Here is a 19,102-nt window from a genome sequence, read left to right as displayed (position 1 = left end):
TATGAAAAAGTGGACAATAACACTTGTAAGTGTGATGATGATTATCGTTCTGGCCGGATGCTCTTTGGAACCACCGGAATGGGCCAAACCTGACCCTTCCAAAAGTAACGGACAGAAGAAAATAGGTTTGTCGATCTCTACACTAAACAATCCATTCTTTGTATCACTAAAGGACGGGGTCATGGCTGAAGCCAAAAAACAGGGAGTACAGGTCATTGTGGTGGATGCACAGAATGATTCGGCCAAACAAACCAATGATGTGGATGATCTCATTCAGCAAGGCGTCAGTGCACTTCTGATTAACCCTGCTGACTCTGCTGCGATCTCCACAGCGGTTCAATCCGCCAATAGTGTGGGCATTCCTGTTATTACGCTGGATCGCTCCGCAGACAAAGGCGAAGTGGCAGCATTAGTAGCCTCGGATAACGTTAAGGGTGGACGCATGGCAGCGGAATACTTCGTGGAACAACTCGGTGAAGGAGCCAAAGTTATTGAACTTGAGGGTGTGCCTGGCGCTTCTGCAACAAGAGAACGGGGTAAAGGCTTCCATGAAGTGGCTGACAAGCAACTCGATGTGGTTTCCAAGCAATCTGCGGATTTTGATCGGTCCAAAGGATTAAATGTCATGGAGAACTTGCTGCAAGGTAATCCGGACGTGCAAGCGGTATTTGCCCATAATGATGAGATGGCACTTGGTGCGATTGAAGCGATTCAAAGCTCGGGTAAAGACATTCCGGTCATCGGATTCGACGGCAATGATGATGCAATCAAATCCATTAAAGATGGAAAATTGACGGCAACCGTCGCTCAGCAGCCTGTACTAATCGGTCAACTGGCGCTGCAAGCTGCTCTGGATGTGCTCAGTGGCAAGCAGGTGGAGCCATCGATCCCGGCTGAATTAAAGCTGGTAACGAAGGAAAACGTGAACGAATAAATCATGATATGCAATGTTTCTCGTCTTGTGGAGAAGAGCATAGGGATATAACCAAGCCGCTAATTTAGCGGCTTTTTTTCATTTTATAAGTGTGGACATCACATCAAATGGACCTATTGGCGTCTAAAAGCCTTCAAAATATACCCCAATTGAATAGTATTTTTTTATTGTTTTGGATTGCTCCAAAAGAGTGTTTTTGGATATGTATAACCAATCCATCGATTGATATACTAGCATGACGTTCTACACAATCTTCACAATACATAAGGAGGAAGCTTATCTTAATGATTCATTCCTGTGCGGAATAGAAAGAAGGCGAATGACATGAAGCATCTAGTTGAAGAAAATCTCCAATCGGTAAGACGGCAAATCGCATTGGCCTGTCAGGCCTCAGGGCGTGACATATCGGACATTACCTTGTTGCTCGCCACCAAAACGGTACCGCTAGAGAAATTACAAATGGCTATTCAAGCAGGTGAGGTCCTGTTCGGAGAAAACAAAGCTCAAGAACTTCGGGACAAATTTCCACTTATGGAACAAAACAAACAGGTAGAATGGCATTTTATCGGACATTTGCAAACAAACAAAGTAAAGGACGTTGTTAAATATGTTACGCTCATTCATTCCGTAGATCGTCTGAAGCTGGGTCAGGCGTTACATAACCAGCTTCTCAAAGAGAATAAGACTCTAGACATTCTAGTGCAAATTAACACCTCCTACGAAGAAAGTAAATTTGGGGCCTCTCCAGAAACAGCCATTGAGCTTGTAGAACAATTAACTCAATTCGAAACGTTGAACGTGAAGGGCTTAATGACCATTGGAAAACTGAATGCAACGAATGAAGAAACACGGCATTGCTTTCGTTTGTTAAACCGTATTCGCAATCAGATTAAAGAGAAAAATATTCCGCGTGTAGAAATGGATATTTTATCGATGGGCATGTCCGGTGACTTCCAGGTCGCCATTGAAGAAGGAGCTACAATGATTCGTGTAGGAACAAGTGTATTTGGGCCACGGTATTTACCAGACGAATATTACTGGAATGAAAACACACGCATCGATGATTAAGTGAGAGGTCGTGTTAAATATGAAGACAGCATCCCCTTCATTACGTGGTCGCGATCTGATCTCACCGATGATCGCCGCCTTAATATCCGTGATTGTTAATTACGGGGGTACATTTATTCTTGTGTTTCAAGCTGCAAAAGTGGCTGGTTTAAGCCCGGAAATGACGGCTTCCTGGATTTGGTCCATCTCGATTGGGGTTGGAGTAACGGGGATCTGGCTCAGTTATCGATACAAGGAACCGATTATTACAGCCTGGTCTACACCGGGTGTGGCGTTTCTCGTTTCAGCATTAGCGGTGACCCCTTATCCAGAAGCTATTGGCGCTTACATGATTTCAGCAGTCGGATTTATTATTTTGGGTATGTCAGGCATGTTTGAACGTTTTGTTCGACTTATTCCCCCAGGCATCGCTTCCGGATTGTTAGCAGGTATTTTGCTACAGTTTGGAATATCGGCCTTTGGAGGGGCTAAGCTTGATCCTTTGCTTGTTACTGTGCTGTTTGCCGCCTACATCGTGCTAAGAAGGTTTACTTCCCGTTACGCCATTGTTGGTATATTGGCAGTTGGTTTGATTTATTTGATATGCATGGGAAAAACGGACTTCAGTACGATCCAATTGGCGGTCGCTTCGCCTGTATTTGTTTTCCCCGCGTTTTCGTTAAATGCTTTACTTGGCGTTGCTCTGCCACTGTTCATTATTACTCTGACAGGGCAGTATATGCCCGGAATGCTAGTTTTGCGTAATGATGGATTCAAGACAAGTGCCAATCCCATTTTGGCGGTAACAGGTTTGGGATCACTGCTTGCAGCTCCATTCGGCTCACATGCGTTTAACGTGGCTGCGATTACCGCAGCGATATGTACAGGAAAAGATGCACATGAGGATGCAACAAAACGGTACATAGCGGGGATTGCTTGTGGAATCTTTTATATTCTTGTTGGTATTTTTGGCGTAACCTTAGCTGCACTGTTTTTGATTCTTCCTGCTACCTTTATTGCAACATTAGCCGGACTGGCGTTACTAGGAACAATTGGTGGCAGTCTCGCGAATGCATTAACGGACCCTAAAGGACGTGAAACCGCATTGATTACCTTTCTGGCGACCGCAGCCAATGTGACCTTACTTGGTGTTGGTGGTGCATTTTGGGGACTATTTGCAGGAATGATGGCGCATCTACTAATGAATAGTAGAATTCCCAAAAAACGATTTGGATCGAATAGATAATTTCTATATGGAGAGGAAGATGTTCATGAAACATTTGGAGAAGCAAGATCAAGTCATAGGAAATGCTGTCCAGCAAGAGCTTGCACGGCAGCGGAATACGATTGAACTGATTGCATCAGAGAATTTTGTGAGTCAAGCTGTGATGGAAGCAACGGGTTCCGTATTGACCAACAAATATGCGGAGGGGTATCCGGGCAGAAGATATTATGGCGGATGTGATCATGTCGATACCGTCGAAGAGATAGCGAATCACCGCCTTAAAACGCTTTTTGGAGCTGAACATGCGAATGTGCAGCCTCACTCCGGTGCTCAGGCAAACATGGCTGTTTATTCTGCCTCAGTGGAGATCGGTGACACAATCCTTGGTATGAATTTATCCCATGGTGGTCATTTAACACACGGAAGTCCTGTTAATTTTTCAGGGAGATTGTACAATTTTGTTCCATACGGTGTCGATGCACAAACGGGTCGTATTGACTTTGACGAAGTACGTAAACTTGCTCATAAGTATCGTCCACGCATGATTGTTGCAGGTGGAAGTGCATACCCGCGGACCATTGAGTTTGAATTATTTGCCCAGATTGCAGCCGAAGTGGGAGCGCTTTTCTTTGTAGATATGGCGCATATAGCCGGAATTGTTGCCGCAGGTTTGCATCCTAACCCGGTACCACATGCACATTTTGTTTCAACTACCACACATAAGACCTTACGAGGACCACGAGGGGGAGCCATTTTGTGCGGGGAGCCGTGGGCACAGTTGATCGACAAAGCTGTATTCCCGGCAATTCAGGGTGGTCCATTTATGCACGTCATAGCGGGGAAAGCAGTGGCATTCGGCGAGGCATTACAACCTGATTTCACAACATATATGGAGAGTGTTCTGGATAACGCCAAAGTATTGGCAGAAACATTAATTAATGAAGGACTCACCCTTGTATCAGGAGGAACAGATAATCATATGGTGTTGGTTGACTTACGATCCATTGATCTTACAGGCAAAGAAGCCGAGGCATTACTTGATAAAGTAGGGATTACGGCAAATAAAAATGCAATCCCTCACGATACGGCAAGTCCTTTGGTTACGAGTGGTATCCGCTTTGGAACACCGGCTATGACTTCAAGAGGGCTTGGAGGCAGGGAAATGAAAGAAATCGGTCAGCTTATAGCGCTTGCCTTCAAGAATCCAACGAACTCGGATGTCAAAAAACAGATATTAGGTAGTGTCCGCGAAATCACTTCAAAATTCCCTTTATATGAAGGGCTTGAATAGTTTAAGAGCAGAAACATTTGTAGCCTGCAATTGATCCTGATGGATTACAATTGCAGGCTTTTAATGTTGCTTGCTTAAATTGAGAACTTATTTTTTTGAACAGAAGAGATACACCCTAAGTGAAGTTTAAGACACACCCTAATACGCTATTCCTACACGAGACTGTACATACTCATCAGATATTAATTGCTGATAAGCAAACTCTGCCGTATCGATTACAGATATTGAAGTTCCACCGTCTGGCAAGTAGTTGCGCTCAACTCGATACTTACCGAGCGATTCTCCATCATATAAATAGGTGGGGCACACAATCGTCCATTCCAACTCTGAGGACTTGAGAATGTTGTACATTTCCAGATGCTCTTCAGCTGCGCGCGTTGACTTACGTTTGGATTCGGAGGATTGAAAACGAAACAAGCCAGGATCCGTTCGACTTTCCAATATTCCTGCTGTACCAATGGTAATGATTCTTCTGATATGCTCCTGAGCCATAGCCTCAACAATTAATTTCGTGGATTGTGATACTGTAGTCGTTCCATCGGTACTTAAGGAACTAACTACGAGATCCACACCCTGTATGGCTCGATAAATATCTTCTTTGACTAAAGCATTCCCTTGATGCAGAACGAGATTGTCATCGCTGATTTGTACCTTTTCCGGGCTTCTAACCAGTGCAGTTACATGATGGTTGGAACGTAGGGCATTAGAGACGAAATGATTTCCAACCCGTCCGGTGGCTCCTAACACTAAAATTTTCACTACAAAAAACATCCTTTCGAATCCGATTGGAGAGCATGTTCTCCATCATAATACAATCTTTGCAAGCCGGCGTATGCCTTCCTCAATCTGATCCTCATCCACTTTCGCAAAACCTAATATCCATCCTTTTCGATGACTCTCCAGGCAATATCTACTAAGCGGATACACGCGCACACCTTGATCAAGAGCAGCATTCGTCAGCGCTTCTTCATCAAATGACATTTCAGATTCTAGAAGCATATGTAATCCCGTTTCCACACCGCTTAATGTAAATCGTGAGCCTAACCCAGAAGCAACAATGGCTTTAGTCATGACTTCGTGTCTGCGTCGGTATATGTTCCGAACTCTTCTCATATGGCGCATAAAATGACCACGCTCAATAAAATGAGTTAGCGTTAACTGTTCCATAATCGGAAGATGACGATAAGTCAATTCATGAACTTGGGTAAGACGATCGATGGCTATTCTGGGCCCGATGATAGCGGATAGCCGAATGCCAGGTGCAACCATTTTGGAAAAACTCATCATATAAAGCGTATTCTGAGGTTGCTGACTGAATATAGTCGGAAGTGGATCTCCACGGTACCTAAATTCGCTATCGTAGTCATCCTCAACAATCCAATATCGATGATGAGCAGCCATGTGCATTAATTGTTGCCTGCGAGGTTCTGACATAATAACACCTGCTGCGCATTGATGAGAAGGTGTGACATATACGAGTTTTGTCTGTGGGTGAATACGATCTACACATAATCCATACTCATCGACTGGAACCGAATCGACTTGCATCCGGCGGTGTTTCATCGCCATCCAAGCAGCAGGGAAGCCGGGATCTTCTACGGAAACTCTATCTCCCTCACTTAAGAGGGCCTGAGCGATTAAATCAATGCTATGTTGTGCACCGGACGTTAACAAGATTTGATCCATTTCGATATGAATGCCTCGTTCAAGTGACAAATAACGCTGAATCTGCTCTCTTAACGCCAGTAAGCCTCTCGCATCACCGTAAGCCCAAAGATCCAGATTGGGTTCAGTGGAAGCTTGTAAAAAAGATTGCCTCCAGGCTTTTGTGAAACTTTCATCCAGATAAGGCTCGTGGGGATTAAAATCTATCTCGATCTTGCGGCGGTCTCTATTGCCGAACCAACGATGCAGATGACCAATAGATTCGGTTAGTGCAGGCAGTTCGGGAGGAAGCGGACCTTGGATCGTGGTTTCTTCTGATGAACGCGGGGCGTATGCCCAATCACTAACCCTTGTCCCTGCCCGACGGGAAGTTACCGTATACCCTCGGCTAAATAATTCCTCGTACACAATCTGTATGGTTGACCGTGAAACACCAATCAATTGGGCGAGTTCGCGGGATGGGAGCAGCAATTCACCTGGTCTCCATTTTCCGGTTGTAATATGTTGAATCGCTTGATCCAAAAGTTGCTGCCAGATCGGGCGAGGGTCATCTCGATTCACTTTTAGCATAAATTCAACTCCAATGTGGGGCGTTATGGATTGCTTTTAATTATGTATTTATGGTCGTTATTGGCACTCCATTGATTGATATATTATCATGGAAAAAGTTTGATTTGTAAACAAAACAAAGCTGTACTAAAGGGTTCTTTATCATGTGTTCAATTTATTTTGGTCGTTCCTGGCTGGTTCATACTCGATTCATATTCAAGCCACAGACAGTTCATCATGTTCGGTTACACTACTGGAGTACTACCACAGAGATTCCTAATCCATAGACTAGACAGGAGAAGATGAGATTGACACGAAAGAAACGAAGTTCTATCGCCGCCATAACCTTGGTGCTTGCGATGATGTCCCCAATGTCGGCCATGGCCACACCCGCAACCAGTGATGGTGGTAGACCTACGTATGATGTAACTAAAAAGGCAGCAAGTGAGAAGGCGAAGATACTTACCGAATCATACGCTACGACAAGTGTACAGTACGCACTGATGGATGGGGGCGAGATTGTAATTTCCGGTCAGGCCAGCAAAGATGGCTTAAAAAACAACATTCCGCTTTCGTCTGATACCATGTATGGCATTGGTTCAACCAGTAAAATGGTGCTTGCTACCGCCGTAATGAAGCTGGTGGAACAAGGTAAAATCGATCTTGATGAGCCTGTCGTGAAGTATATCCCGGACTTTAAAATGAAAGACAATCGTTACGATAAGATTACACCACGTATGCTCCTGAATCATTCATCCGGACTTCTCGGAACATCAAGTAACAGTGCAATTCTGTTTGGAGATCATGATACCTATGCACATGATACGTTACTGGAACAATTGGCGACGCAGCATCTGAAGGCCGACCCTGGTGCATACTCGGTGTATAGTAATGATGGTTTTACATTAGCTGAAATTCTGGTTGAACGGGTCAGCGGCATGAGTTTCACCACGTTCATGCACCGTTACATAACGGAACCACTTGGGATGGATCATACTAAAACACCGCAGGATATTGTGGACCTTAGCCAAATGGCAGCAACATATTCCTCGTCGCAAGAGGAGAAACTTCCATTAGAGACTACCAATATGATTGGGTCGGGAGGTATCTATTCCACCGCAGAAGACCTGGTTCAATTCTCGAAAATCTTTACAGGTGAGGTTGAAACGGTTCTTTCACAGCAATCTGTAGCGGCCATGCAGCAAGAAGAATACAAAAGAGGCATGTGGCCGGAAGAAGGCGATTCGTCCATTGGCTATGGCCTGGGATGGGACAGCGTGAATCTGTTTCCTTTTAATGATTACGGCATTCAGGCAGTAAGCAAAGGTGGCAATACGATAACCTATCATTCCTCATTGATTGTGTTACCAGAATATAATATGGCTGCTGCCGTAACCTCTTCGGGCGGTCACAGCTCAACGGATCAATTGCTGGCAACGGAACTGTTGCTTGGTGCGCTAGAGGAGAAAAATATGATTCCAGAGCGTAAGCCGGAGAAGTCTCATGGTACACCAGTGAAAGCAACCATGCCAAAGGAAATTTCACAGCATACAGGTATGTATGGCGGTGGTGCAAACATGTTATTGAGCTTGGCCGTGCAGGATGAAGGACAATTAACAATATCTAATCTGTCGTCTCCTAACAGTCCTGAACAGACATATACGTACACCGCTGAGGGATCATTTGTTAATGACGCGGGAACGGAAAAGCTCAAATTCGTTCAGGAAGTCAACGGAAACACATACTTGTGGTCCCGCTCGTATCAGTCTGTTCCCGGACTTGGACAAGTTGCTTCTTCTGAATATAAAGCAGAAAAGCTTGAAACTAATGAACTGTCTGCAGAAGTAAAGGCAGCATGGCAGAAACGGCAAGGCAAAGCATACGTGTTGGTCAATGAAAAATACACATCCACATTGTACAATGCAGCTATGCCGGTCATTCCCATTCATACTTTTAATGAGCTGCCTGGTTATATCTACACCAATAAAATTATGGGAGCTAACCAAGCCGTAAACCAATTGCAAATTCCTGGATTAGCAGGACGTGACACAATGGAGTTTAATTTCTATGAAGAAAATGGTGTGGAATACGTTACAGCCGGAGGCAATGTCTATGCCGCTCAAGAAATCATAGAACCGATCTATGCGGGAAGACATTCGAAGACAACAATTCAAGCAAATGGTCATGCTACATGGTACTCAATTCCGGCATCGGCCGCAGGTAAAGAAATGACGGTTAAGATGTCTTCAAACAGCGCATTTGCTGTATATAACCAAGCAGGTATAGGTATTAATCATACAGTGGTCAGTGGAAAAAATGAAATTGTATTGCCTGAGAACGGAACCATTGTGTTCGCGGGTGAAGCTGGTTCGAGTTTCGGGATTGTATTGACAACCAGAGAAAATTAATAGATGATAAAAAACTGTATAACAAAAAGTCGCGGAAATCGCGGCTTTTTTGAGTTTTAAATTTTAAATAATACGTTTTAAAGTAAATGTACCTTTTTATGAGATCCACAATGTAATATTGGGTTTCGCATAGCTTACCTAGAGGGTAAGTATGAAGAGGGCTTTTACTGGTTGGAAAAAATTACGGAGGAAAATGTTGCAAGTGGAAAGGCAGGGCATTGATTGTTAATATACAGTAAATAATAACAATCAAATGGGCAGAAGATCGACAAGAAGCATAACAGTAATACCGATTCCAAAGAAAATAATGATTATTCGGACAACCGAGACGGGGAGGACACATGAAAACAACGAAGATCTCATTTTTTATACTTTCACTGATGCTGCTCCTGGTGAGCGGTCTATCAGGGTGGGTTGGGAACGCTGCTGCAGCATCCGATTCAGGTAAAACTTATATTATCGGAACCGATATCACATTTGCTCCATTCGAATATCAAGACGAGAATGGTGATTATGTAGGTATTGATATGGATTTGCTGGATGCCATCGCCAAAGACCAAAATTTCAAGTACCAAATCAAAGCTCTTGGATTTAACGCAGCTGTACAGGCACTTGAGGCCAATCAGGTTGATGGTGTCATTGCAGGCATGAGTATTACGGATGAAAGAAAAGCAAAATTTGATTTCTCAGAGCCATATTATGATTCAGGCGTAGTCATGGGTATTAGCGCAAATAATGATACCATAAAGAGCTACGAGGATCTTCGTGGTAAAAAGGTCGCCGTGAAAACGGGTACAGAGGGGTACAGCTTTGCTGAGTCAATCGCCTCGAAATATGGATTTACCATTGTTCCATTCGACGATTCTTCCCAAATGTATGATGATGTTAAGACAGGTAATTCCGCCGCCTGTTTTGAAGATGAGCCTGTACTAAGATTCGGGGTAAAACAGAATAATGGTCTGAAAGTGGTTACTGACAAAGAAGACGGGGCTTCCTACGGATTTGCGGTAAGTAAGGATAAAAATCAGGAGCTTCTGGAGATGTTCAATGCTGGTCTCGTGAATATCAAAGCTAACGGTGAGTATGAGCGCATTATTGCGAAATATGTTGGAGAGAATGCCCAAGTCGCCAATCAAGGTCGCTGGGAGCTCATTCAGAAATCTCTTCCTGCCTTATTTAAAGGTCTGGGGAACACACTTATATATACGATTGTGTCACTGTTCTTCGCGTTTATCATTGGTTTGATATTCGGATTCATGAAGGTGGGACAGAACAAATTCCTACGTGGTGTTGCCACTGTATTTGTAGATATCTTCCGCGGTATTCCGCTGATTGTCCTGGCATTCTTTATCTATTTCGGGATTCCACAGGCGATGGGCTTCACGATGCCATTGTTCCTGGCGGCTATTCTGACACTTAGTTTGAACGCAGGAGCATATGTAACTGAGATTATCCGAGGCGGGATTCAATCGATTGATCGTGGTCAGATGGAAGCTGCCCGTTCATTGGGACTTCCTTATCGCAAAGCAATGATTAAGATTGTCATTCCGCAGGCAGTGCGGGTTATGATTCCGTCCTTTATTAACCAGATGGTGATCACGCTGAAGGATACGTCCATCTTATCCGTTATTGGTCTCGTAGAGTTGACACAATCGGGTAAAATTGTCATCGCAAGAACGTTCTCCTCTTTTGACATTTGGTTAACGGTTGCTGTTATGTATCTGATTGTTATCATCACATTGACCAAAGTTGCTGATTATCTGGAGGTGAAGGTTCGTCGTGGCTAAAATAAAAGTTGAAGGTTTGAAGAAAAGTTTCGGCTCGAATCAGGTTCTCAAGGGAATTGATGTAGCAGTCAACGAAGGAGAAGTCGTCTGTGTCATCGGACCTTCCGGCTCAGGAAAAAGTACCTTCTTGCGCTGCATCAATCAACTCGATGCGATTACGGCAGGCCGGGTTATCGTAGATGATCAGGATCTGAATGACCCTAAAACCAACCTGAACAAAGCTCGTGAGAATATTGGAATGGTATTTCAACATTTTAACTTGTTCCCTCATTTTAGTGTGCTTAAGAACATCATGTTTGCGCCGAGAGAACTCGGGATTTTAAATGCACAGCAGGCGCGTGATACAGCCCTCCAGTTACTTGAGCGCGTGGGCCTGTCTGATAAAGCAGACAGCTTCCCAACACAACTGTCAGGTGGACAAAAACAACGTGTAGCTATTGCTCGTGCACTTGCCATGAATCCGGATGTGATGTTATTTGATGAACCGACTTCGGCGCTTGACCCTGAGATGGTAGGCGAAGTTCTTGGTGTTATGAAGGACCTCGCGAGCGAAGGAATGACGATGATGATTGTTACACACGAGATGGGTTTTGCACGTGAAGTAGCTGATCGCGTCATCTTCATGGACGGTGGTTATATTGTCGAACAGGGTACCCCTGAACAGATATTTGGAAATCCGAAGAATGAACGGACGATCAGCTTTTTGGAAAAGGTACTCTAGAACTGATCAAGACTATACAGTTATCACATTGGAAGTCGCTAGTTTTAGCGGCTTTTTTTGTTATATTTAAGAGGTGATTTAATTTAATATATTTGAATACCAAATCCAGCAAGAAAGCGAGGTCTGTACTCCATGGAAAATGTGTCACAGGAAGACAAACTGGAATCCATCAAAGCCTTTCAATCAACCATCCACAAATCTGAAAATGCTTTATCGAATATGGCTCAGAAAAGTAATAACACAACATTGCTACAGAAACGTCTCCAAGCTTTTTACATTGGTCTAGCTTTGTTGGATAAACAGTGGAATCAAAAAGCTCATTCATACACCAAGGAAGATATAACAGAAGCCCAACTTGTTTTGATTGGATTGTTTCCATCCCTTGAGAGCATGTATGCCAAAGCCAAAGAAGGTAGCCCCCAAAAGACTCTTCTGGAAAGAAGGATTAGAGCATTTCATCTAGCTGTTCAAGCCATGGAGACATATCGTCTATCGAATGGGGACTGAATGTAATTCATCTTAACGATGAACAAGATATGAGAGAGAGGCCTGTCTATTTTAAATGACAGACCTCTCTTTTTCTTTTGCAAGCTTAAGAAAACCGATAAAGACGCACACCGTGTGTTGGCACAGTCGAAGTGAAGGAATTCTCTGTACATTCAGCAGCTTCCCCGCTCCACAATTCAGTACCTGCGGTAATACCGGACAGTCCGATCTTATCAAAAGACAGATCCACGGGAAGGGGGTTCTCTCCTGTGTTAAATACAGCAACGTAAGCGGAACCATCCGCATGTTGGGCAGTCCACACAATAAGATCTTCTTGGCGTAAGGCTTCTCTGGCTCCATAACTCTCGCGATGCATTCGCAGAACCTCACGATTGGTTAGCAGGGACAGTGTCCATTCGTCGTTATCTCGCAGTTCACCACCAAAAATGAGCGGGGAACGGAAGATACTCCACAGTGACATCATCGTTAATTGCTCGTCAGGTGTGAACCGAGTCCAGCGATCCGCTCCACCACCGTCTACAGAACGGATACCGATATGACCCAAAGGCAACATATCACAGTCTGGCCAACAGCCTGCTTGGGGAACGCCCTGCCACGTCCGGCAGCGGTCAAACATATCCAATAACAGCGGCCAAAGGTCCCAGAAATCGTCTGTGACACGCCACATGTTCGCATGTGCGGCTAGGAATTCCGAGTATTCCACCGGAGCAGGACCAGGAGAGAGACTTAGTACCATGGTTCGCCCGGAGCGCTCAATCGCTTTGGATATCATCTCGATCTCAGGCTGATGGGTGTCGTAGAGTCTGGAAGCAGCAATATCGTCTACCTTCACCAAGTCAACGCCCCATTGTGCATACAGTTCAAAGAGCGAATTATAATAGGCCTGTGCGCCTTCTTTTGAGCTATCGACACCATACATATCCGTATTCCACGGACAGATGGAGTTCGGATGAGCAATATCGCGCGCAGTGGCGGTTGTGCCCAGGATCGAAGTCCCTGCATGTGCAGCTTGACGTGGAATACCCCGCATGATGTGAATGCCAAATTGCAAACCCAGACTATGAACGTAGTCGGCTAATGGCTTAAATCCCTGTCCACCTGCAGCAGAGGGAAACCGATTCTCAGCAGGCATAAGCCGTGAATATTCATCCATGATTAGTGGAACGAATGGACGATATTGCGAAGAATTGGCCAAAGGCTCGTACCATTGAATGTCGACCGTAATATAGCTCCAGCCGAAGTCTTTAAGATGATCTGCCATGTACTCCGCGTTGCCACGAATTTCGTCTTCCGTAACAGCCGCACCGTAACAATCCCAACTGTTCCAGCCAAGAGGTGGAGTTGATGCTGCAAGCGTATGATTCATGGGAATACTCCTCTACTGATTAATTATTGCTCTCGCTAAATTCATCATAATAAAGGATTTTATTAATATCTACAGTAATGTTGAATGTCTAATAGCAAAATATTGCGGTTAGTCGAAGAATAATTTACGGTACACAAGGCTTTCACCACCGCTTCGAAATTCACCTGGCGTAACCCCGGTTATACTGCGAAAAGCTTTGATAAAATAACTTCCACTGGAATAACCAACTTGTTCGGCGATGACTTCAATGCTAAGAGTAGTTCCGCGCAGCAGTTCGAGAGCTTTCTCGGTACGTACACGGGTCAGGTAAGTACCTGGAGTCAAGCCAGTACTTGCGGAAAAGCGACGTATAAAATGATATTTAGAAAGGGAAACATACTCGGCAAGGTGATCGATACTGATCATCTTGGAGTAGTTGTTTTCTATGTATTCAACGGCTATTTGAATGTTTTCAGACCAATTCTCCCTGTTGCGCAATGTCGTTTTCTGTAATCGAGTCAATTCTGTCATGAACTGATATACGCTGGATGATGCGATCAGAGGATCAGTGATTCTGCCTGCCGCCGCATCAGTCACGATCATCCGCAACAGTCGGATGGGTGTGCAATCAGCGGGAAGATAGGGAACTTCTCCCGCTTCCCGAAGGAATTTTCGCCAGTGGGGCAGAATCAGAGTGGGCCTGAACAACAGGAACAGAAACTCCCAAGGTTCTTTTGACGCTGAATCATAGTAATAGCGATGTGCTCCTGGAATTTCCGCCAAAAAAGCTTGTCCTGCGGAAACATGATGTATGCAATTGTTTGACTCAAATACACCTTCACCCGAAGTTGTATATTGGAATAACAGAAGAGGCCCGTCCGAACGTTCAAGTCCATCCCAATGATAAGAAGGTTCAGTTATTGAATCACTTCCGGCTGCATAGAGTACACACAGTTGGAGCTCTCTGTCTTCGGCGAATCGAAACCCATAAGTTCCTCTGGGGATATTCATATCAGCTCTCCTTGTTGCCCCAAATTTTCACTGCGCTCCGCGAATGAAAATATCCACTAGTCTCTGACCTAGTGAAAAATTGGAACCATATTTATTCAGGTTATCTTGCCGATTGCCCATTAGCATCATGGTCGAGAAGGTCTCTGCCAGGAAAAACGGATCGTCCGTCCGCAGTTTGTTTGCATCCATGGCCCGTTGAAAATGAATGGCTAACACTTCATGAATATGGTGCTCTGCATCCCGTATGTCCTGAATCTGGACCTGGTCAAGAAAAGGCTCAGCTTCTCGGAGCATCGTTACAATCTCTGCATGTGGATTGGCCAGCCTGGCCTCTGCCAAATGCACAAGCCCCGACTCCAGACTCTCCGCTTGATCGAGCATATGCGAGGTTAATCGGCTCACATTCTGAAGCATCGTTGTGAAGGCAACTTTAAACAGCTCTGGCTTGCTGGTGAAATGATAATAAATAGTTGGTTTTGACACGTTACATGCTTTGCCAATTTGCTGAAGTGTGACTGTTTCGTAGCCATACTCCATGAATAACTTGGAAGCTGTATGAATGATCGTTTGTTGAATTGATATATCTTCGTCGCCGTGTTTGGGTCTTCCAGGCAAACGTTTGTGTGATTTTTCTGTCATTGGACTTCCCTCCATGAATATTTTATGACAAATAACGATAGTTAGCAAAACCAGCTTGTAATTATACTTACCGGTAAGTATAATTACTGAAGAGTTAAAAAAAACAACACATTATCCTCATAACAAGGTGGTTTTAGGGTTGAAAACAGCACAACGTACAAACAAATGGAAAAAAGTAATGATGTGGACGATCTTGTCCATCGTTATTATCGTAGCTGGAGTGTTCGTATATCTCAATTCGGTTACGTATAGTCCCTCTGAGCGAGCTGAGACTGCGATGACAAGTGATGCTCAGGTTAATGTCACCAAGATTAAGGACGGTTACCGATTTGAACCCGTGGGTACAGAGATAACCAAACCGAATATTATTTTTTATCCGGGCGGTCTGGTTGAACCTGAAAGTTATTCTCCACTTGCCAGAGAAATGGCAGAACAAGGTCACCGCGTATATATCGCGAACATGCCAATAAACTTGGCCATTTTCGGTCAAAACAAGGCTGATTCCTTTATCGAGGAACATCCAGACGAAGCGTTTGTTATTGGGGGCCATTCGTTGGGAGGGTCATTTGCATCACGGTATGCTGCAGAGCACAATGAGAAGTTGGAAGGCGTCTTTTTCCTGGCTTCTTATGCAGATGAAGGGGGGAGCGTGAAGAATACGGACTTGTCTATCTTACAGATTACAGGCTCGGATGACGGAGTGCTTAACTGGGAAGACTGGGAGAACTCCAAAGCAAATCTTCCGGAAGACACGACATATGTGAGTATTGAGGGTGGAAATCACGGTCAATTTGGCTCATACGGCATGCAAAAAGGAGATAATCAACCTGCGATTACAGAAGAAAAGCAGTTGGAAGAGGTAGTTATAGCGCTAGAGAACTGGATGGGTAAATTAAAATAATGTGCTAAATGAATGTGTTGAATGGTCATGATCCGTGGTACGATTAAAGTCGCTATTTTAGCGGCTTTTTTTGTTGAAGGATACGAGTAGGGCTAAATGGAGCAGGGTTGACTGCTTTTATTGATTGAATTTAAATCCAATGATGGGCCTACGGAATTGATTTAATTACCACAAGTCGTTAACATTAAAGGCATTGTCATCGAAATAACAGTAAAAGGGAAAACAACAAGAGCAATAACATCAAAGGAGAAAAGATTATGTTTTTCAGAAAATTTGCTTACACGTTAGTGATCATCCTCGCTGCATTATTGTTCTCGGGTTGTACATCAGAGTCTGTACTTGATATCGGATCACCACAAGTATCGGAGAATATGGGATTTGATGAGGTTGCCAATTATATCTCGCAGCATAATGAACTCCCACCAAATTACATTACCAAGAAAGAGGCCAGGGAATTGGGCTGGGAACCAAGTGAAGGGAATTTACATGAAGTGGCTCCAGGTAAAAGCATCGGCGGTGACGTGTTCGGTAACCGGGAAGGACTACTTCCCAAGAAAAAAGGCCGGATATGGTATGAAGCCGATATCAATTACACAGGAGGACGGCGCGGAAGCGACCGAATTCTATACTCGAATGACGGTTTAATCTATAAGACGACTGATCATTACAAGTCATTTGAACAGTTAAAATAAACGGAGGTCATGATATGAGCAATATTCAGATTGACGGATACCACATTCACAGCAAGGAAGAATTGCATCAAGTACTTCGGAATCAGCTTGAGTTAGACGAGAACTACGGAGGCAATCTGGACGCGCTGTGGGATGTCTTAACCGGGGCTGTAAGCATGCCGCTTACCGTTCAATGGCTTGGCTTCGAGAAGAGCAAAGAAATTCTTGGAGATTACGCAGATCAAGTCATCGAATTGTTGCGGGAAGTTGAAGCGGAGATCCAAGGATTTACGTTGGAATTATATTATTGAAAATATGTTTGGTGTGATGAGGCGATGGGCAACCATCGCTTTTTTGGTCTTCAGATTCTCATCAGATTCTACTCAGACTCATGTCTAGATCATGCTATTGTCATGGCTTAATAATCAAGGTTGGGGGTAGTAGACTTCCTTATACTTTAAGCATGGAATAGGTTAGGCGGGAGTGTAATTGTACACTAGCGGTTGAACATGTAAGCGTATACCACTCCATAGCGAACCATCTTAATGTCTGGATTGATTATTACAACTCACACCATTTAGGGGGCAGAAAAATAATGAGAGCCGTTTCAAAAATGCTAGGAGCATGTCTCGTAACGAGTGTTGTGCTGGTTTCCGCAGGTTGTGGAAACGCCGCAGAGAATTCCGAATCGAATACCAGTGACCCCAACAGTCCGATTACGTTTACCTTCTTTGGTGCAGATGCAAGTCCTAACTGGAACAATATGCAGGATGCTATAGGGAAGAAAATTACGGAAGAAACGGGTGTAACCCTTAATGCAGAATTCGATATCTCAAGCGGAGGAGGAAACGACCGGATATCCCTTATGGCCGCCAGCGGTGATTACCCGGATTTAATATTTCCTAAAGGTAACCTGAGCAGACTCGTTGATGCTGGTGCAATGATTGATCTGACGGATCTGATCGAAGAACATGCACCCAATTTGAAAAAAATCTATGGTGAGCAGTTTAATCGCTTGAAATATAGCAATGAAGACCCATCCATATATTGGATTCCAACGAATGGTGCAATTGATCAAGAAAGCTTCGATGCCACGAATGGTGCTGCTATTCAGCACCGAGTAGTCAAAGAGCTTGGATACCCCGAGATCAAAACCTTGGAGGATTATGAAAATGTCCTGCGTGAGTATTATAAAAATAATCCAACTACCGATGATGGCCAACCGACAATCCCGCTGACACTCAGTGCAGATGGATGGCGGCGAATGATCACCGTTACCGATCCGGCTGTGATGGCTACTGGAGGACCTGGGGATGGTGAATATTTCATTAACCCAGACACATATGAAGCTGTTCTGCATTATAAGCGCCCTGAGGAGAAGGAATATTTCCGTTGGTTGAACAAAATGTATAATGAAGGTTTAGTGGATAAAGACAGTTTTGTACAAAAGGATGATCAGTATAAGTCCAAAATCGCCAGTGGACGTGTTCTATCGGTGCTTGATCCTCTTTGGGGATTCAGCGATGCAGAAAATGCCCTTAAAAGTGCTGGCAAGGACGACATGACTTACGGATTCTATCCGGTAACGCTGAATAACAGCTTTCAACGCAAAGATTTTCAGAATATGGGCTTTGATGGATATGGTATCGGCATAACCGTTAATGCTGAAGACCCTGTCCGGGCCATCAAATTCCTGGATTGGCTTTCTTCTGAGGAAGGTCAAGTGTTGAGGAACTGGGGGATTGAAGGTGAACATTACGTTGTGGAAGACGGAGTTCGCAAAATACCGGCAGATATTCAGGAGCGTAAAAACAAGGACAATAGCACATTCAGCAAAGAAACCGGTATAAACTTATACACTATTTTTGGTGCTCATTATGGAGACGGTGTCAAAGATTCAACGGACAACTATTATACAACCAACTATCCTGAGCAGATCCAGGAAGGTTACTCTGATATTGAAAAAGAAACGCTGAAAGGTTACGGCATTACAACCTGGAAGGAGCTCTTCCCTAACGGAGATGAGTTCCCGGTGAGAGAATGGGGCGCTGCTTATAATATGCCGATCCCTACGGATAGCGGAGATTATAACGTGGTGTATCAGAAGACACAAGATATTATCCAGAAACGGATTGCGGAAGCAATTACATCCTCTCCGAGTGCCTTTGAAGGCATATATGACAATATGATTTCAGAACTTGATAAAGCAGGTGCAGTTGGGATGGAACAGCAGTACTCAGAGTGGATTAAAGATCGTGTTAGATTGTGGACGGGAAAAGAGGTCAATTAACTATTGGATATGATCACAATAATGGTTGGTTTACAGATCCAAAGTAAATACGTCAAGAACTAGAAAACATCGAGCCATTCTGCATGGCTCGATGTTTTCAGTTTACATTGA

Annotated in this window: 17 protein-coding genes; 12 read left to right on the top strand and 5 right to left on the bottom strand. The window is 44.1% G+C overall.

What is annotated here, in order from left to right:
• The first annotated feature begins 1 nt into the window (after position 1).
• The 4 genes from rbsB to glyA all read left to right on the top strand — a co-directional run bounded on the left by rbsB (position 2) and on the right by glyA (position 4,497).
• Positions 2–934, top strand: coding sequence for a ribose ABC transporter substrate-binding protein RbsB (rbsB, locus tag MKY73_RS15480; RefSeq protein ID WP_339242634.1), 933 nt, complete (start codon positions 2–4; stop codon positions 932–934).
• Positions 935–1,258: 324 nt separating this feature from the next.
• Positions 1,259–2,002, top strand: a complete 744-nt coding sequence (locus MKY73_RS15475; protein ID WP_339242635.1) for a YggS family pyridoxal phosphate-dependent enzyme — start codon at positions 1,259–1,261, stop codon at positions 2,000–2,002.
• A gap of 19 nt (positions 2,003–2,021) precedes the next feature.
• Positions 2,022–3,227, top strand: coding sequence for a benzoate/H(+) symporter BenE family transporter (locus MKY73_RS15470; RefSeq protein WP_339302487.1), 1,206 nt, complete (start codon positions 2,022–2,024; stop codon positions 3,225–3,227).
• 25 nt (positions 3,228–3,252) lie between these two features.
• A complete protein-coding gene (gene glyA / locus MKY73_RS15465) occupies positions 3,253–4,497 on the top strand; it encodes a serine hydroxymethyltransferase (RefSeq protein ID WP_339302486.1) in 1,245 nt (414 codons plus the stop codon).
• A gap of 138 nt (positions 4,498–4,635) precedes the next feature.
• Here glyA and MKY73_RS15460 read toward each other — a convergent pair whose 3' ends face one another.
• Entirely contained in the window at positions 4,636–5,256 is a 621-nt protein-coding gene (locus MKY73_RS15460; RefSeq protein ID WP_339302485.1) for an SDR family oxidoreductase, read from the bottom strand.
• Between the two features lie 45 nt (positions 5,257–5,301).
• On the bottom strand, positions 5,302–6,732 hold the full coding sequence (locus tag MKY73_RS15455; protein WP_339302484.1) for a PLP-dependent aminotransferase family protein: 1,431 nt from the start codon (positions 6,730–6,732) through the stop codon (positions 5,302–5,304).
• 281 nt (positions 6,733–7,013) lie between these two features.
• Between MKY73_RS15455 and MKY73_RS15450 the strand changes: the two genes are divergently transcribed.
• From MKY73_RS15450 to MKY73_RS15435, 4 genes are all read left to right on the top strand, one after another.
• Positions 7,014–9,119, top strand: a complete 2,106-nt coding sequence (locus tag MKY73_RS15450) for a serine hydrolase domain-containing protein (RefSeq protein WP_339302482.1) — start codon at positions 7,014–7,016, stop codon at positions 9,117–9,119.
• 341 nt (positions 9,120–9,460) lie between these two features.
• On the top strand, positions 9,461–10,906 hold the full coding sequence (locus MKY73_RS15445) for an amino acid ABC transporter substrate-binding protein/permease (RefSeq protein WP_339302481.1): 1,446 nt from the start codon (positions 9,461–9,463) through the stop codon (positions 10,904–10,906).
• A complete protein-coding gene (locus tag MKY73_RS15440) occupies positions 10,899–11,627 on the top strand; it encodes an amino acid ABC transporter ATP-binding protein (protein WP_339302480.1) in 729 nt (242 codons plus the stop codon). The genes MKY73_RS15445 and MKY73_RS15440 overlap by 8 nt, the downstream gene beginning before the upstream one ends.
• A gap of 132 nt (positions 11,628–11,759) precedes the next feature.
• Positions 11,760–12,134: a hypothetical protein gene (locus MKY73_RS15435; RefSeq protein ID WP_339302479.1), complete on the top strand. Its 375-nt coding sequence runs from the start codon at positions 11,760–11,762 to the stop codon at positions 12,132–12,134.
• 85 nt (positions 12,135–12,219) lie between these two features.
• On the opposite strand, the gene MKY73_RS15430 is transcribed toward MKY73_RS15435, so the two are convergent.
• The 3 genes from MKY73_RS15430 to MKY73_RS15420 all read right to left on the bottom strand — a co-directional run bounded on the left by MKY73_RS15430 (position 12,220) and on the right by MKY73_RS15420 (position 15,129).
• A complete protein-coding gene (locus MKY73_RS15430; protein ID WP_339302478.1) occupies positions 12,220–13,500 on the bottom strand; it encodes a glycoside hydrolase family 27 protein in 1,281 nt (426 codons plus the stop codon).
• Between the two features lie 108 nt (positions 13,501–13,608).
• Entirely contained in the window at positions 13,609–14,490 is an 882-nt protein-coding gene (locus MKY73_RS15425) for an AraC family transcriptional regulator (protein ID WP_339302477.1), read from the bottom strand.
• A 27-nt stretch (positions 14,491–14,517) separates the two neighbouring features.
• Positions 14,518–15,129, bottom strand: a complete 612-nt coding sequence (locus MKY73_RS15420; RefSeq protein WP_339302476.1) for a TetR/AcrR family transcriptional regulator — start codon at positions 15,127–15,129, stop codon at positions 14,518–14,520.
• A gap of 139 nt (positions 15,130–15,268) precedes the next feature.
• Between MKY73_RS15420 and MKY73_RS15415 the strand changes: the two genes are divergently transcribed.
• The 4 genes from MKY73_RS15415 (at position 15,269) to MKY73_RS15400 (ending at position 18,991) form a co-directional block, all read left to right on the top strand.
• Positions 15,269–16,030 carry an alpha/beta hydrolase gene (locus MKY73_RS15415; RefSeq protein WP_339302475.1) on the top strand — a complete coding sequence of 254 codons (762 nt, stop codon included), beginning with the start codon at positions 15,269–15,271 and terminating at the stop codon, positions 16,028–16,030.
• A 257-nt stretch (positions 16,031–16,287) separates the two neighbouring features.
• Positions 16,288–16,722 carry a ribonuclease domain-containing protein gene (locus MKY73_RS15410; RefSeq protein WP_339302474.1) on the top strand — a complete coding sequence of 145 codons (435 nt, stop codon included), beginning with the start codon at positions 16,288–16,290 and terminating at the stop codon, positions 16,720–16,722.
• Between the two features lie 14 nt (positions 16,723–16,736).
• Positions 16,737–17,012, top strand: a complete 276-nt coding sequence (locus tag MKY73_RS15405) for a barstar family protein (protein WP_339242661.1) — start codon at positions 16,737–16,739, stop codon at positions 17,010–17,012.
• A 284-nt stretch (positions 17,013–17,296) separates the two neighbouring features.
• Entirely contained in the window at positions 17,297–18,991 is a 1,695-nt protein-coding gene (locus MKY73_RS15400; RefSeq protein WP_339302472.1) for an ABC transporter substrate-binding protein, read from the top strand.
• Positions 18,992–19,102: the final 111 nt, after the last annotated feature.

It is taken from the genome of Paenibacillus sp. FSL R5-0519 (genome assembly GCF_037974275.1).
In the GTDB taxonomy this organism is placed as follows: domain Bacteria; phylum Bacillota; class Bacilli; order Paenibacillales; family Paenibacillaceae; genus Paenibacillus.
Note: the sequence above shows the minus strand (reverse complement) of the source record. Positions and strands in the feature narration are given on the sequence as shown.

Excerpts from the sequence above, each read along its gene's own strand:
- MKY73_RS15455 (WP_339302484.1), bottom strand. The coding sequence starts at position 6,732 with ATGCTAAAAGTGAATCGAGATGACCCTCGCCCGATCTGGCAGCAACTT.
- glyA (WP_339302486.1), top strand. The coding sequence starts at position 3,253 with ATGAAACATTTGGAGAAGCAAGATCAAGTCATAGGAAATGCTGTCCAG.
- MKY73_RS15430 (WP_339302478.1), bottom strand. The coding sequence starts at position 13,500 with ATGAATCATACGCTTGCAGCATCAACTCCACCTCTTGGCTGGAACAGT.
- MKY73_RS15405 (WP_339242661.1), top strand. The coding sequence starts at position 16,737 with ATGAGCAATATTCAGATTGACGGATACCACATTCACAGCAAGGAAGAA.
- MKY73_RS15410 (WP_339302474.1), top strand. The coding sequence starts at position 16,288 with ATGTTTTTCAGAAAATTTGCTTACACGTTAGTGATCATCCTCGCTGCA.
- rbsB (WP_339242634.1), top strand. The coding sequence starts at position 2 with ATGAAAAAGTGGACAATAACACTTGTAAGTGTGATGATGATTATCGTT.
- MKY73_RS15445 (WP_339302481.1), top strand. The coding sequence starts at position 9,461 with ATGAAAACAACGAAGATCTCATTTTTTATACTTTCACTGATGCTGCTC.
- MKY73_RS15450 (WP_339302482.1), top strand. The coding sequence starts at position 7,014 with ATGAGATTGACACGAAAGAAACGAAGTTCTATCGCCGCCATAACCTTG.
- MKY73_RS15470 (WP_339302487.1), top strand. The coding sequence starts at position 2,022 with ATGAAGACAGCATCCCCTTCATTACGTGGTCGCGATCTGATCTCACCG.
- MKY73_RS15425 (WP_339302477.1), bottom strand. The coding sequence starts at position 14,490 with ATGAATATCCCCAGAGGAACTTATGGGTTTCGATTCGCCGAAGACAGA.
- MKY73_RS15400 (WP_339302472.1), top strand. The coding sequence starts at position 17,297 with ATGAGAGCCGTTTCAAAAATGCTAGGAGCATGTCTCGTAACGAGTGTT.
- MKY73_RS15475 (WP_339242635.1), top strand. The coding sequence starts at position 1,259 with ATGAAGCATCTAGTTGAAGAAAATCTCCAATCGGTAAGACGGCAAATC.
- MKY73_RS15420 (WP_339302476.1), bottom strand. The coding sequence starts at position 15,129 with ATGACAGAAAAATCACACAAACGTTTGCCTGGAAGACCCAAACACGGC.
- MKY73_RS15435 (WP_339302479.1), top strand. The coding sequence starts at position 11,760 with ATGGAAAATGTGTCACAGGAAGACAAACTGGAATCCATCAAAGCCTTT.